The 12,531-nt window shown below is 62.9% G+C and carries 11 protein-coding genes; 5 read left to right on the forward strand and 6 right to left on the reverse strand.

Features of this window, described 5'->3' with window-relative positions:
* The first annotated feature begins 145 nt into the window (after positions 1-145).
* On the forward strand, positions 146-1,510 hold the full coding sequence (locus AC1DJB_RS23405) for a ParB/RepB/Spo0J family partition protein (RefSeq protein WP_476910955.1): 1,365 nt from the start codon (positions 146-148) through the stop codon (positions 1,508-1,510).
* A 415-nt stretch (positions 1,511-1,925) separates the two neighbouring features.
* On the opposite strand, the gene AC1DJB_RS23410 is transcribed toward AC1DJB_RS23405, so the two are convergent.
* The 3 genes from AC1DJB_RS23410 to AC1DJB_RS23420 all read right to left on the reverse strand — a co-directional run bounded on the left by AC1DJB_RS23410 (position 1,926) and on the right by AC1DJB_RS23420 (position 4,854).
* On the reverse strand, positions 1,926-2,051 hold the full coding sequence (locus AC1DJB_RS23410) for a hypothetical protein (RefSeq protein ID WP_476910956.1): 126 nt from the start codon (positions 2,049-2,051) through the stop codon (positions 1,926-1,928).
* Positions 2,052-2,842: 791 nt separating this feature from the next.
* Complete coding sequence (locus AC1DJB_RS23415; RefSeq protein ID WP_476910957.1) at positions 2,843-4,396, reverse strand: signal peptidase I; 1,554 nt, start codon at positions 4,394-4,396, stop codon at positions 2,843-2,845.
* A 71-nt stretch (positions 4,397-4,467) separates the two neighbouring features.
* A complete protein-coding gene (locus AC1DJB_RS23420) occupies positions 4,468-4,854 on the reverse strand; it encodes a hypothetical protein (RefSeq protein ID WP_476910958.1) in 387 nt (128 codons plus the stop codon).
* Positions 4,855-5,296: 442 nt separating this feature from the next.
* On the opposite strand from AC1DJB_RS23420, the gene AC1DJB_RS23425 reads away from it, so the two are divergent.
* On the forward strand, positions 5,297-5,761 hold the full coding sequence (locus AC1DJB_RS23425; RefSeq protein WP_476910959.1) for an Hpt domain-containing protein: 465 nt from the start codon (positions 5,297-5,299) through the stop codon (positions 5,759-5,761).
* 311 nt (positions 5,762-6,072) lie between these two features.
* On the opposite strand, the gene AC1DJB_RS23430 is transcribed toward AC1DJB_RS23425, so the two are convergent.
* The gene (locus tag AC1DJB_RS23430) at positions 6,073-6,492 is read right to left on the reverse strand and encodes a response regulator transcription factor (protein ID WP_476910960.1); all 420 of its coding nucleotides are present in this window, start codon (positions 6,490-6,492) and stop codon (positions 6,073-6,075) included.
* A 415-nt stretch (positions 6,493-6,907) separates the two neighbouring features.
* Between AC1DJB_RS23430 and AC1DJB_RS23435 the strand changes: the two genes are divergently transcribed.
* Both AC1DJB_RS23435 and AC1DJB_RS23440 read left to right on the forward strand, forming a co-directional pair.
* Positions 6,908-7,042, forward strand: a complete 135-nt coding sequence (locus tag AC1DJB_RS23435; RefSeq protein WP_476910961.1) for a hypothetical protein — start codon at positions 6,908-6,910, stop codon at positions 7,040-7,042.
* Positions 7,043-7,423: 381 nt separating this feature from the next.
* The gene (locus AC1DJB_RS23440; RefSeq protein ID WP_476910965.1) at positions 7,424-7,909 is read left to right on the forward strand and encodes a GNAT family N-acetyltransferase; all 486 of its coding nucleotides are present in this window, start codon (positions 7,424-7,426) and stop codon (positions 7,907-7,909) included.
* 95 nt (positions 7,910-8,004) lie between these two features.
* Here the strand turns inward: AC1DJB_RS23440 and AC1DJB_RS23445 are convergent, their stop codons facing one another.
* Both AC1DJB_RS23445 and AC1DJB_RS23450 read right to left on the reverse strand, forming a co-directional pair.
* Complete coding sequence (locus tag AC1DJB_RS23445; RefSeq protein WP_476910962.1) at positions 8,005-8,310, reverse strand: hypothetical protein; 306 nt, start codon at positions 8,308-8,310, stop codon at positions 8,005-8,007.
* Positions 8,311-9,080: 770 nt separating this feature from the next.
* Positions 9,081-10,379 (reverse strand): sensor domain-containing phosphodiesterase, encoded by a 1,299-nt coding sequence (locus tag AC1DJB_RS23450; RefSeq protein WP_476910963.1) that lies wholly within the window; start codon positions 10,377-10,379, stop codon positions 9,081-9,083.
* Positions 10,380-10,818: 439 nt separating this feature from the next.
* On the opposite strand from AC1DJB_RS23450, the gene AC1DJB_RS23455 reads away from it, so the two are divergent.
* The gene (locus AC1DJB_RS23455; protein ID WP_476910964.1) at positions 10,819-11,292 is read left to right on the forward strand and encodes a DUF805 domain-containing protein; all 474 of its coding nucleotides are present in this window, start codon (positions 10,819-10,821) and stop codon (positions 11,290-11,292) included.
* Positions 11,293-12,531 lie beyond the last annotated feature (1,239 nt).

The following is a 12,531-nucleotide window of genomic DNA, read 5'->3' on the forward strand; positions in this document are numbered from 1 at the left end:
CCTTGCCCTGCGGGTAGACAGGCCTCCGTCGGCCACAGCTCCGCAAGCTTCGCCAGCAGCCAAAAAACAACGGGGGAGGAACCGAGAGTAGCTGGCTTAGGTTACGCCGCTCCCTCACCAATCCTCTGCAAAGGACACCAAAACCATGACCGAAACCCAGACACCCGTGCTGGAAATGCTCGACCCCTCCACCCTGACCGTGGACACCAACGTCCGGCGCGACGCCGCACTCACGCCCGACTTCGTCAAAAGCATCAAGGAACTCGGCGTGCTCGAACCCGTGATCGCCCACCGCAAGGACGACGGCACCGTACACGTCCTGATGGGACAGCGCCGCACCCTCGGCGCTGTCGAAGCCGGACGCGGAACCATCCCCGTGATGGTCGTCGCCAGCCCCGAAGAAGCCGATCGCATCCTCACGCAGGTGGTCGAGAACATCCAGCGCACGGAACTCTCCGACGCCGACGAAGCCGACGCCTATCACCAGCTCTCCCTCATCGGCGTGTCCGCCGCCCAGATCGCCAAGAAAACCGGCCGGACCAAGACCACCGTCGAGGGAGCGCTCAAGGCCAAGGCATCCGAGGCCGGAGCCACCGCGCTAGGCAAAGGATGCACCATCGAGGAAGCTTTGATCCTCGCCGAGTTTGAGTCGGATGAGGAAGCCATCGCTGAGTTGGAATCGGTCATCATGGACGAACCCGAGCAGTTGTTCCACGTAGCCCAGCAGTTGCGCGACGAGCGCGAGCGGGCCGCCGCCCTCGCGGCGCTGATCGCGGAACTGGAAGCCCAGGGCAAGACCATCGTGGAGGACGCCGGGAACTACGCCGACGAGGAGAACATGTACGTCTCAGCGGCATACCGGGCAGATGGAGAACCGGCCACCGAGGAGGACGCCAACGCCTACGTGATCAGCACCGACTACCGGGGCCAGCACAACGCGAAGCCCGTCATCACCGGCTGGGCAGAACTCGGCTTCACACCGAAGTACGAACGCTACGACGGCGGCACTCAGACCCAGAAAGGCCCGATGACCGACGAGCAGAAAGCCGAGCGGAAAACCCTGATAGCCAACAACAAGGCCATGGAATCGGCAACGACCGTGCGTCGCGACTGGGTCAAGACCCTGCTGGCCCGCAAGACCGCGCCGAAGGGATGGCAGTACTTCACCGTCCACGCGATCACCCACCACCCCGAAGTGGCCAGCGGCTACGACGGCAAGGTGGCCGCCGAAATGATCGGAGCAAAGTTCGAAGACAGCGACCGCTGGGCATGGAACCCGCTCCGGGACCACGTCGCCACGAGCAAGGCACGTCCCGAGATCTCTCTGATCGCGCTCGTCTGCGCCGGGTACGAGAAGACGATCGTCAAGGACTCGTGGCGCTCGGCCAGCGAGCGGCACGCCGACTACCTCGGCCAGCTCGTGGCATGGGGATACACCCCTGCCGAGGTCGAACAGATCATCCTCGACAAGCACACCACCGCCGAAACCAGCGAGGAAACGGCGGAATAACACCTCGTGCCGGGCGGAACCCCCACCGCCCGGCACGGCCCCCGGCCACTCACCACCCGCAGGCCGGGAACCGTGAAATGTCGGGCGGGCCGCCGCACCAGGGCGAACCAACGCTGCTGGTCACCAGCGGCGGCCCGCCATTCACCGCCACCACCAAGCGCGGCCCCCGGAGTGCCGCGCGCTACCTCAATGTCAGAGACAGCATTCATACTGGACTCCAGACCCGGCCAGCGCCCACACCAGAGCGGCAAGGAAGCCGGCCGGTGGCACCACCGAACCGTCCCCGCCCAAGTCGTCAGGGACTACACAACCAGTTCAGCTAAGCTGAACCCATAGATTCCTTTTGCAGAGGGAAAACCCCAGGGGCCGGCACATGCCGGCCCCTGGTTGCTTAACCACCAAACAGCACCCCTGGTCAATGCCCTGCCATCTGCCACAGATCCAGACCCATCCTTGCCGCCGTCAACAGCAACGCCGCAGCCGCGATCCAGACGCCGGCGATCTGCCAGGCACTGGCCCGCGGCCGCCGTCCATCCTCCATGCTTCCCCTTCCCCTCACCCAGTGGGGAACCCATCCTAGAAGCCAGGAACGACACCCGACCGGCCCGCCGGCGCCGCCCGGATGCGTTGTGCACCCGATACCCACAACCACACGGGCCAACCAGCCACGGGCTGTGGACAACCGGCGCCCGGCTGTCCACAGAAAAGACCGGGCGCGCCTCTGGACCCCGGGCGAGCCGTTGCGGTCCACCCAGATCCGGATGCTGGAAACAGCGTGGCGGCCAGGCTGCGCCAGGGCAAACGAATGTCCCGCCGGAATGGGGTTACCGACGGGACCGAACCACTGTACCAACAGCACGTTTCCACGAATGAGCATTGACCCATCGAAACCGGCGGGCGCAGGCCCGGCGGACACCCCGCTATGCGGGCATTCTCAAATGATTCTTCTGACACAGCTACGCGGACATATTTGATGAGCCATCGCGCGCCGTGGACAAAGAATCCGGACACCCTCATTATTTGGATGGGGCGCGTCCACTCGGGCGGGACGGGCCTAGTTTTACTGGACCCGCGGGATAAAAAAGCCCCTCACCGTGGGGGACGGTGAGGGGCTTAGTGTGTAATCGTAGGCGGGTACACGGCCCGCTGGGCTGCCGGCTTCCCCAGCCTACGGGGCCGCATACCGGCGCGGATCCGGCGCTGGCCGGATTGACCAAGCCTAGAGGCATCGCGCCGCGACGAGCAAACGAAGCAGGGCTTGTTCCGCCCTCAGTGAGGCTGCCTACAACCATCCGCGTTCGCGCGGTGCCCCGACCAACATTTTTGCGGCCCTCAGTGTCGGGATCGTGGCTGGAGGTCCGCCAGTTCGGGCTGAGGTTCGGCCGGCGCCGGTTCTGCTCCCGGACGGTAGCGGTAGGTGATGTTTTCGTCTTGGACGACGAAGGTCTCCACGCCGCTGCGGGACCAGTGAAGGACGAGCAGGCCGTAGCGTTCGGCGAGCTTGGCCAATGTCGAAAAGGTCGTGACGTCAATGACGGGACGGCCTTGCGGCGCAGGCATGGGGTGGACACGCACCAGCAGTGCAGCGTAGCGGCGGCGGATGGCCGCGGCCTCGTCCGCCGGTGCTGTGCGGCGCGCAAAGACGACGATGACGGCTCCTATGACCAGTGCGGCGAGCAGCAGGACGGCTGAAACGACGCGGGCCGCGACTGCGGTGATGTTCACGCCGTTCAGCCCGAGCATGCGGGGCATCATGACGGTCTGCTCCGTGGTGGCGGTGTCGGCCACGGTCAGGGTGTCCGGGGCACCGGCGAGAGCGAGCTGGAGCGGGGTGAGGGTGAGCTTGAGTCCGGGCTGGAATTCGGCTCCCGTTGATGACTTGACCTGTGGTGTCACGACGATGGTGAGAGGTCCGGAGGGGAACCCGGTAATAGCTGATGCTGCCTGTGCCTTGGCATCCAGTGCCTTCAGGTCCAGCGTGATTTCGCCTTCATATCCCGGGCCGGTGAAGGTTTCGGGGCCGGTGAGCGGGATGGTCGTGTGCCAGCCTCCGGGTGCGGACAGGTCTGCCTTTACGGTCGCGGTTCCGGGGTCGCCGTGATAGGTGAAGTGGACATCGACGGTGTTGGAGAGTTTACGGAAGACCGGGTCCGGGGAATTCGCGGTGGTTCCGTCGTACACCGGGCTGTGTCCGACGTCGGCGGTGTAGGAGAAGTCCATCCGGGTGCCGGTCTTGGTCTGGGATGTGGCCGGCTGCTCGACCGGCCCGTACCACGCCAGCACTCCCAGGGCCATGCCCATCATCGCGAAGACGATGGAAAGGACAGTGGAAATCCGCAGCGAGGACGGAAGGCTCCCCAAGGCAAGGGCCGGGGCGGGGCTTGAACTGATGTGGCGGGACAAGGCTGCTCTCCTTCGTTTGCGCCGGTGGCGGGTAGTTGCGGCGGCACCGCCGCCAGCCAGCAGGGCGAATGCCAGCAACCCGAGGACCGGCGGGCTCGTGAGGGTTTCAAGCCACAGGCCGCCCTGCGGGACATGAAGCACGGCCCGGCCCACGAGCTCATCGCCGCGCGGCCTGGCGGGATCGACCGACTGGTTGTTATCACCCTTGAAAATAAACGCTTCACCGTTCCCGCCGATGATCCGGTGCAGAGCCACCTCGCCTTTGCCGGGCAGGTTGTAAGCGGCGATATCGCCCACCGAGTACGAGGATGCCCGGGCGACGATGACCAAATCGCCCTGATAATAAACGGGGTTCATGCTGACACCATGCGTGATAACCACGGCCGCCTGGCCGCTGGCGAGGGCAATCCCTGCAGCTGCTGCCAGCACGGCGACGGCCATGATGAGGAGGACCCTCAGACGGTGCGTCAGCCGCTGTGCCAAGAAAAACCCCTATCGGGACGGGGACGGGAGTGAGCGGCCGGCCCAAAAGAGGGCCGACCGCTCACGGGAGCTTAGGAGCTCGGGACGGTCACGGCGATGCTATCCACGCTTACGGGCGTGGCGACGGTGCATACGGAGATATGGGATGGGTTTATGGCCAGGCATGTGATCGACGCGGCTCCGTCAAGCGAAATTGTGGGGATCTTGCCGTCAGCGTGGTCATCCGCGAAGGTCAGGGTTACCTGGTTGACCAACGTGTTGGCAGGAGCGTCGCTGTATCCGTAGGCGATGCTGTTCAGGGTGGCACCGGTGACCGACTGGGTCACCGTACCGCCAACGAACTGGGCCGCGGCGGCCTGCCCGGCGGTGGCGACACCCGTACCGGTGAAGGCGGATCCCGCAGCAACGGCGAGGCCGGCGACGGACAAGGCAGTGAAGATCTTTGCAGACTTGCGCATGATGATTCTCTTTCGATTAGGAAGCCCGGCACCCCTGAGCGGGCCCCGCGGCGGTTGCAACCCCAGGTACAACTGGATGCCGCTGCCGAGAACAACGCAGCTCGGAAAGGACAGGAAAGCAGCAAAGGTGCATTGCGCTGCTTCTCCGCGGATCGCGGGTGTGCGGTGGGTTCATCGACTTTTCGAAGCTAACAGCTGGCAGCCGGGTTTAATCCGGCCTTTGGATTAACCTGTGGGAACCTTTGGTGTGGGGGTCGAAACTGGGTGAATGCTGGGGTGAAACTACTGAAAGCATGGACCTGGTGAGGCCGCCAACCGGGCCGTGGGCATCGCGGGGTGTGACGGAGCGGACCCGTTTCCCCGGCCCCAGAGAAGGCCCACGTTTTCCGCAGGATCGGCCGATGTCGGGCTATCCCGTCGATGGGGCACGTACTTTGGAAGGATGGCCAGTTCAGCATCATCCCACTCCGGCGACCCCGGTGCGGGTCCCGTCGGCGAAGCGGCATCCTTCAGGGTTCCCGCGGGCGGGGGCCCGTCCCGGAGCGGACGGGAGTTGCCGTTGCTGGATGGGGCAGTGCTGGAAGAGCTGGGAGAACAGCTGGGTCGGCCGGACATGGCATGGAATTTTGCGCGTGACTATGCCTCCATGTGGGGGCCGCGGTACCGTCGCCTCGTTGCTTCTGTCGAACGCGGGGACCTGGTGGCAGCCCTTGACGCGGTACTCAGCTTGAAAGTCTCTTCTGCCATGGTCGGCGGGTTACGGCTGGCGCATCTCGCGCAGATGTTGGAGGCTACCGTCCGGAAAGGGGACCTGCGTGACGGGGCGGCCCTCCTGGCCGTGATTGCGGCCCATGGCCGGGCGACGGTCACAGAACTGCAGCTCAGGTACATCAGGACGGACGGATAGCTGGCGGTCCCTCGCAGCCTTTTGCGGACAGTCTGCAACCAGCGAGGCGGTCGGATCGTCACAGGGTTTGCGGCGGGGTTCGAGATACGCCTCCGCGGACTTTCGTCCGTGTCATTGACGTTAGGCGCCCTGGCTTCTTTTCCCGCTGCGGATGGCGCCGGCGCGTTCAGACGGGGACAGGATCGTTCCGGCTCCCCGACGCGGCTCTCGAAGGAAGTCGGACTTGCCCGCAGCTCCACTGCAATGCCTCCCCCTGTTGGCGTCCGCCTCCCGATCCAGGTCCAGCCCGTTGTGCCGGAGAACCTACTCTCTTACGGGCCTCGGAAGGGAGAGGGCTCAGCTGTGGGGTCGGGGGCATGACTGCCCGCGGTCTGAGGCCGGGGCCGGCCCATCATCGCCGTGATTCTGGCCCGCATCTCCCGTGGCCAGAAGGGCTTGGTGATGTATTCATCGGCTCCGCCGTGAAGGGCGGTCAGCTGATAGGACTCGTCAGCCCTGCCGGTGAGCATCACGATATAGGCGTCGCTGAACTCCCGGAGCAGGCGCAGTACCTCGAGACCGTCGATGTCCGGCAAACCCACGTCCACGGTCACGACGTCGGGGTTGATGTCCCGAACCACCTCAACGCCTTCTCGGCCGCCGGATGCTGTATGGACTTCGAAACCCCATTGGAGAAGGATTCCTCCGATCAGGTTGCGCATGTCCTCGTCGTCTTCTATTACTACAGCCACGCCTAAGTCGCTCATGGCCCCCCATGTGTACTTCAAGAATCCGCGTCAGCCCAGCACCGACGCGGTATTCAGACCTTTAGTCCCCAAGCTACAAGGAAAGGGCGGGCTTTGCATGAACTGTTTGAAAGAGGCAGCCCGGGCCGAACGAGACGGCGACCCTCCACGCGGCTTTGCGGCGCAAGTACGGGGACGCCGCGGCCGAATAGGCATATGACCTCTACAGAACCCCCGACCGGGGGACCATCCCGCGAATGTCTCCCTACAAGCCAGGGAGCGTTCAAGGGTGGAAACCTGAATACGCTGGGCAATATTAAGCAAATCTTGAGCTTTCCTTAGCGTCACCCTGAGCTTGACTGTGTATGTGGGACACCTTCTGGGTACCATCGGCGGGTTGTCCTACTGAAAGGCACTTTTCGTGGATTTCATCCGCTATGCCATCGGCCTCGTGATCTTCCTGGGCGCCTCATTTGTGCTGATGTTTTCCGTTCACCTGCTCGTGCTGTGGCATACGAAGCGGAAGAACGCGCCGTTGCCGGTACGCGAGAAGTAGCCGCGACCATGCCCTACCTCGACATCAACCCCCATCGACCGCGCCCTAAGTGGATCGGATACGTCGTACTGGCTGTGCTGACGGTCCTGACGGTCATTGTCGTCATCGCCGCTCTCACCGGCCCATAGTATTTTCCAAACTTCGATAGCGACATGGTGCCGGTCCGGAAGCACGCTGGGATTGCCCCCCGCGGTTGCTGTTCAGCGGTCCGATGATTGGTTCCTGGAACTGCAGGTCAGGTGAAGGCGACTTTTCACAAACGTATGTAAGAATCGTGGAACTTGCCGGGTTCGTCAGGGACCGAGCAGCCCATTAATGCCGGTCAGGCCCTGCGGCCGGCAAGGGTATGTCGAAGGATCCGCAGTACCAGGGGGAATGAGTTTGATTCAGATCATGGTCGATGATCCGTCGCGTGAAGATGTCCAGGGCCTGTTGGGCGAGCATCTGGACGACATGTACGCGGCTTCGCCCGCGGGAAGCGTGCACGCCCTGGACCATGCGGCGTTGACTGGTCCGGGCATCACGTTCTGGACGGCCAAGAGGTCGGGGATGCTCCTTGGGTGCGGGGCGCTGAAGGAACTCACACCGGCAGCCGCGGAACTCAAATCAATGCGCACGACGGCGTCTTCACGAGGGCAAGGAGTGGCAACCCGCCTCCTCGCCGTTCTTATCGAGGAAGCCAGCCAACGCGGGTACCGGCGCCTGTATCTGGAAACCGGGACGCAGCAAGTCTTCGCACCGGCCCGGGCGCTGTACAGCAAATACGGTTTCACACCTTGCGGGCCATTCAACGGTTACCGGCCGGACCCCCACAGCGTCTTCATGACACTTGGCCTTCCGGCCATCCCCGGATCTGAGCACAGTTGACAGGAAGCCAGCAGCACGACCCATTGCCTCCTCGAAAGGGTGCACACTGGGGGCGTTCCATGGGCCGTGTCTGCCCGCTCGGTTCCGATCTGCGGTCAGGCTGCCCTCGCAGCGTCGGCGAATGAGCAAACGGAGATGTTGACCACTGACTGTTGGGGATCGATCAGGGGTGGAAGGCGGTGGGATTGCGAGCAGCGGCGCAGCGCTTCCATGGCCGCGGGGTCGACGTTGGCCCCGGTGACGTCGACCTCCAAGGCCAGGCCAAGCATAAGTGCGTTGGCCCGCCTCACGACAACATAGAGGGCGTGAAGGCTCCGGGAGGTTAGATGCCCCTGGGCTGTGATGCGGACCTGGGCACCATCGATGTCCATTTTTACGAGAAGCCGGATTTTTTCGGTCATGAGTCCTCTTCCGATCAGGAACCGCGACGCTGCGGCCCGGAACAAAGACTAAACGGAGGATGTGATCCGGGCAACAGCCGGTTCGCCGGTGCGCAGACCGCCGTGCACCTTCCCTTCTATTCCGATCGGACCTTACAACGAACCCACCCCCGTCGGCCCGCTGGTTATGTTCCGTGGCCCAACGTTCGGTCTTCCCCTCGGTCATCTGGAGTCCTATGCTCGGTGAATCGCCGACCACATGCCCCGGGGGAATCATGGAGAATCGGAAGTCGAAGTACAAGTGCCCGAAATGCCGTACGCGGTTGCTTGAGACCTGGTATATCGAGACTGTTGGCGGTGTCGATATGGAGCGTCGGAGAATTGGGCGACCCTTCTGCCCTAATGGACACACCATTACGTACTGGAATCTCGCCGGACAACCGATCAAAGCCGTCTAACCAGAGCCTTTGCCCAAGCTCGGCCTAGCATAAGGGTACCGGTGGCGGATGTGGCGCAGGAACTCCGAGGAATCCATGAGCACCGACGCTCGGCAAGAGAAGATCGACCGTTTGGTATCTGATCTTGCGATACGCCACAGGGATCCCGTTCGGGCTGTTCTAAGCGCCGAATGTGGCAGGGGAATAATGCTGAGCGTCGTTTAACAAAGAAAGTCCCGCCGGAATGGGGGGTACCGGCGGGACTTCTTCACTGTATCAAATAGATCAGGAGCAGCCGATTTCTCTCCGTTGAATAAGAACTGGTGCGTGGCACCTGCTGCCCTCCCGTCCGCTCTAATCGGCAGCGGTGGGCCTCGTCGTGGTTTGGGACCAGCCTTGGTCCGGTCGCTTCTCGGCCCACAATGTCCAGTCCTCCGGTTTAACCGAGGGCCTGCCAAGCAGATATCCCTGACCGGTGGCCATGCCCAGAGCGGTAACGGAAGTCAATTCTGCCGCCGTTTCAATTCCTTCGGCCACGAGGGCAGCGTTGATCTCCGTTGCGAATCCGACCATCGCCGCTCCAAGCGCCCGCTGGCCTGGATCCGTGTCGATTCCGGCGATGATGTCGCGGTCGAGCTTGATAAAGTCCGGCTTTAGCCAAAGGATGTGGCGCATGGACGCGAAACCGGCACCGGCGTCATCGACGGCGATTCGCAGCCCGGAGCGCCGCAAGGGCGTGAGTGCCGCTGCGAGTGTTGCGTAGTCAACGACCTGATGGTGTTCGGTCACCTCAAGGACGATTCGACGTGTCGGGATGGGGGAGTTCTCAAGAATTTTCGGCAATCGCCGGTCAAGGCAGGCCCGGGGTGAGAGATTCACCGCCACGTAGATATGTAACGGCAGTCCCTCCGCTGCCTCAAGGGCGGTTTCCAGAGCAAGAATTTCAAGCTCAACGTCCAGCCCGACAGAGGCAGCTTCGACGAACCACACCTCAGGGGAGATACCTGGAGAACTGAGGAAGCGGGTCAGCGCTTCAGCTCCGAGGACGGAGCCGGATGCGAGATCCCGGATGGGCTGGAAAGCTGTCAGCAAGGTGCGGTCAGTGATCATCGCCTCGACTCTCGCCCTGGTCTCAGCAGCCGCAAAGGCCTGAGCCGCCGCGGCATCCAGAGCACGGATCGTTCCCTCGAATCCGCCGTAACGACCCCTTTCGTCAGTAAGTGGCCTGCCTGAGACTTCCACCAGGACAGTGCACCCATTTCGATGACGGCAGACAGTGACAAGGCCGTCACTCTTGGTACTGGTCCCTGCACTCGACGGTGCCGGCTGCAACGCGTCTGTGAGATCACCGGAATCAAGCACCAGTCGAATGTGCCTGCCGAGCAATTCAGAAGGCTCATAGCCGGTCAGCTCGAGGCATGCCGGTCCGGAGAAAGTGAACCGCCCGTCCGGACCGACGGCCCACAGCCATTCGCGGCTGGTGCTCAGCACGGTATCCATCAAGCGGGCAGTCCGGGAAGCCGCTGAGCGTTCCCGGTGCTGCTGCCGCACCAGAGAAGTCGCGGCGTAAACAACAATTGGTGCCGTCAGCAAAACCACAACATCCGGAACAACCCCCGGCCAGACAAAATGCCCCCACGGTCCCTCGCTCATGACTAAAGGAAGGCCGATCGTCAACACAACAGCGGCTTCGATAAAGATGATCAGGAGCAGCCACCGCCAGGATTTGGGTAGCCGAAGCCCAGATGACCTGGTTAAAGATAAATTAGCCTTGCCGTCTCCAAACATGGCTCCCCAATGCGTGAACTTAAAGATAACAATTCACCTATCCTGCCACCCAAGTGCCGACGGAGAGGGATTACGACAGGAATATCCTGTTTCGCCTCTATGACGCGCTCGGCAAAGTCGTCTGCCCGAAGTGATTCTGTCAACTATTTCTGGCCCCGGCTGGATGGTAAAACCCCACTATCCGGCTTTCCCAAGTCTGAGGGTTCTCTCCGACACGCCGCCGGAATTTCATCTGCAGGACAACCTTGCGGATGGTTCGGACCCCTACGATAAATCGTCATCACTCGTCTATTTAGGAGATCCATTGTCGTACCAGCAGCAACAGACCGTCCCTGCCGGCAGCGCCGTCCCGCTTTGGTACCCGTACTACGGTGCGCCCATCGGCGAGGCCGTCCGGCGGTTCTTCAAGAAATACGCCACCTTCACCGGCAGGGCCAGCCGCAGCGAATACTGGTGGTGGACCCTCATCTCCGTCGTGGTGAGCATCGTGCTGAACATCATCATGTCCGTGGCAGGATCCGCGGGCGCTACCGTCAGTGACTCCGGAACCATGGTCCCCGGTCCCGGCGCGATTGTCGGCGTCATCCTCTTGGTCATCTGGGGCCTGGCCGTCATCGTCCCGTCCCTGGCCCTTGTCGTCCGTCGCCTGCACGATGCGAACTTCAGCGGCTGGATGATCCTCATCGGGCTCGTCCCGTTCCTCGGGGGCCTGGCTCTTCTCATCTTCATGCTCCTACCGCAGAAACCCGAAGGCCAGCGGTTCGACGTCCCCGCGTAGGCTCACGGCAGCGATTGATCTAAAGGCCGCCAGCGTGCCGCCAGCGTACCGCCAGCGTGCCGCCAGCGTGCCGCCAGCGTGCCGCCAGCGTGCCGCCAGCGTACCGCTGGCGGCCTTTAGCGTGCAGCCCCGGATCCCCCAGCAGCCCGGGCGTATCGGGCAGACATACCCCTCCCTACGGATACAGTGCGGCCACGGGCAGAATCGTGTCGCGGAAATCTCAGAAAGTTTTGGGTGAACCGGCACGTTGAGCACTGTTCCAACCCGCTGCATTCTGTCGTTCCGTGGTGCCAGACTTCGGCTGTGGAGGAAAAGTTCTGGGAAGCGCCGCGTTCGACGAGGTCTGGGTCGAGGCCTCAAAGGTCCGCCGGCGGAAGATCGACCGGCGATGGTGACTAGCAGACCTGCCGTGAACGCGGCGGAACGGTTTCGGTCCATGGTGGTCAGGGGGCCACAGCCCAAGGTGATTGACCGCGGTGGGTTTCGGCTGTACACATCCGCAGGACGATACAGAGGGAACCTGTCGTGCTCCTGTGAGACCTGGCTTCGACCAACCGCCACAGAGGAGCGCAACGTGGCCGACCGTGGATCCAGGCCGCACGAAAGCCACCGCCGCGATACCGGGTTTAGCAACACGCCCTAGGGGGCTAGACGGTCCGGAAACCGGACATCGGCGGGGTCTAGCTCCGGGCGCGCCCGCAGGAGGCGCACTGAATGTCGAAAAGCCCTGCCCGACCAGGCGACGTCGGCAGAAACTTCCACGACAATTGGCTCCACCAGGGTCAGCCGGACGGGCTCCCTGTCCTTGCTAAACCGGTCTAACAATGTCGCCGGGATCTCTTCGGGCCAAGGGTGATTCCCCACAGGCCGGCGCAGATACCTACCAAGGTTCCTGGACATTGCAGCACTCAGAACAGAGGACCGTCCCACTATCCACAACCGCCCGTGCATCGGCAGCCCCACCACAACGGTTGACGGACGGCCCATGGGACCTGTCACGGCGGCAACCACCACATCCAGGACATCGCGGTGCTTGACCTTCAACCACTGCCTCTTGCCACCCACGTACAGCTGGGAAGCACCCTTGCAGTTCCCTGTCAACTCCAGCGTGTTGAAGCTACGAGGACAGGCCTGATCCCAAATGGGCCACTAAGTGGCCACCGTCGGGCCCGCTCCAGGGAATCGGACGCCACCGACGTCGGAAGGAGTCGGCAGAAGGCCCGTTCACTGCCGAGGTTT

The organism is Arthrobacter sp. 01T428 (assembly GCF_056398685.1).

Excerpts from the sequence above, each read along its gene's own strand:
- AC1DJB_RS23425 (WP_476910959.1), top strand. The coding sequence starts at position 5,297 with ATGGCCAGTTCAGCATCATCCCACTCCGGCGACCCCGGTGCGGGTCCC.
- AC1DJB_RS23420 (WP_476910958.1), bottom strand. The coding sequence starts at position 4,854 with ATGCGCAAGTCTGCAAAGATCTTCACTGCCTTGTCCGTCGCCGGCCTC.
- AC1DJB_RS23445 (WP_476910962.1), bottom strand. The coding sequence starts at position 8,310 with ATGACCGAAAAAATCCGGCTTCTCGTAAAAATGGACATCGATGGTGCC.
- AC1DJB_RS23450 (WP_476910963.1), bottom strand. The coding sequence starts at position 10,379 with ATGAGCGAGGGACCGTGGGGGCATTTTGTCTGGCCGGGGGTTGTTCCG.
- AC1DJB_RS23410 (WP_476910956.1), bottom strand. The coding sequence starts at position 2,051 with ATGGAGGATGGACGGCGGCCGCGGGCCAGTGCCTGGCAGATCGCCGGC.
- AC1DJB_RS23405 (WP_476910955.1), top strand. The coding sequence starts at position 146 with ATGACCGAAACCCAGACACCCGTGCTGGAAATGCTCGACCCCTCCACC.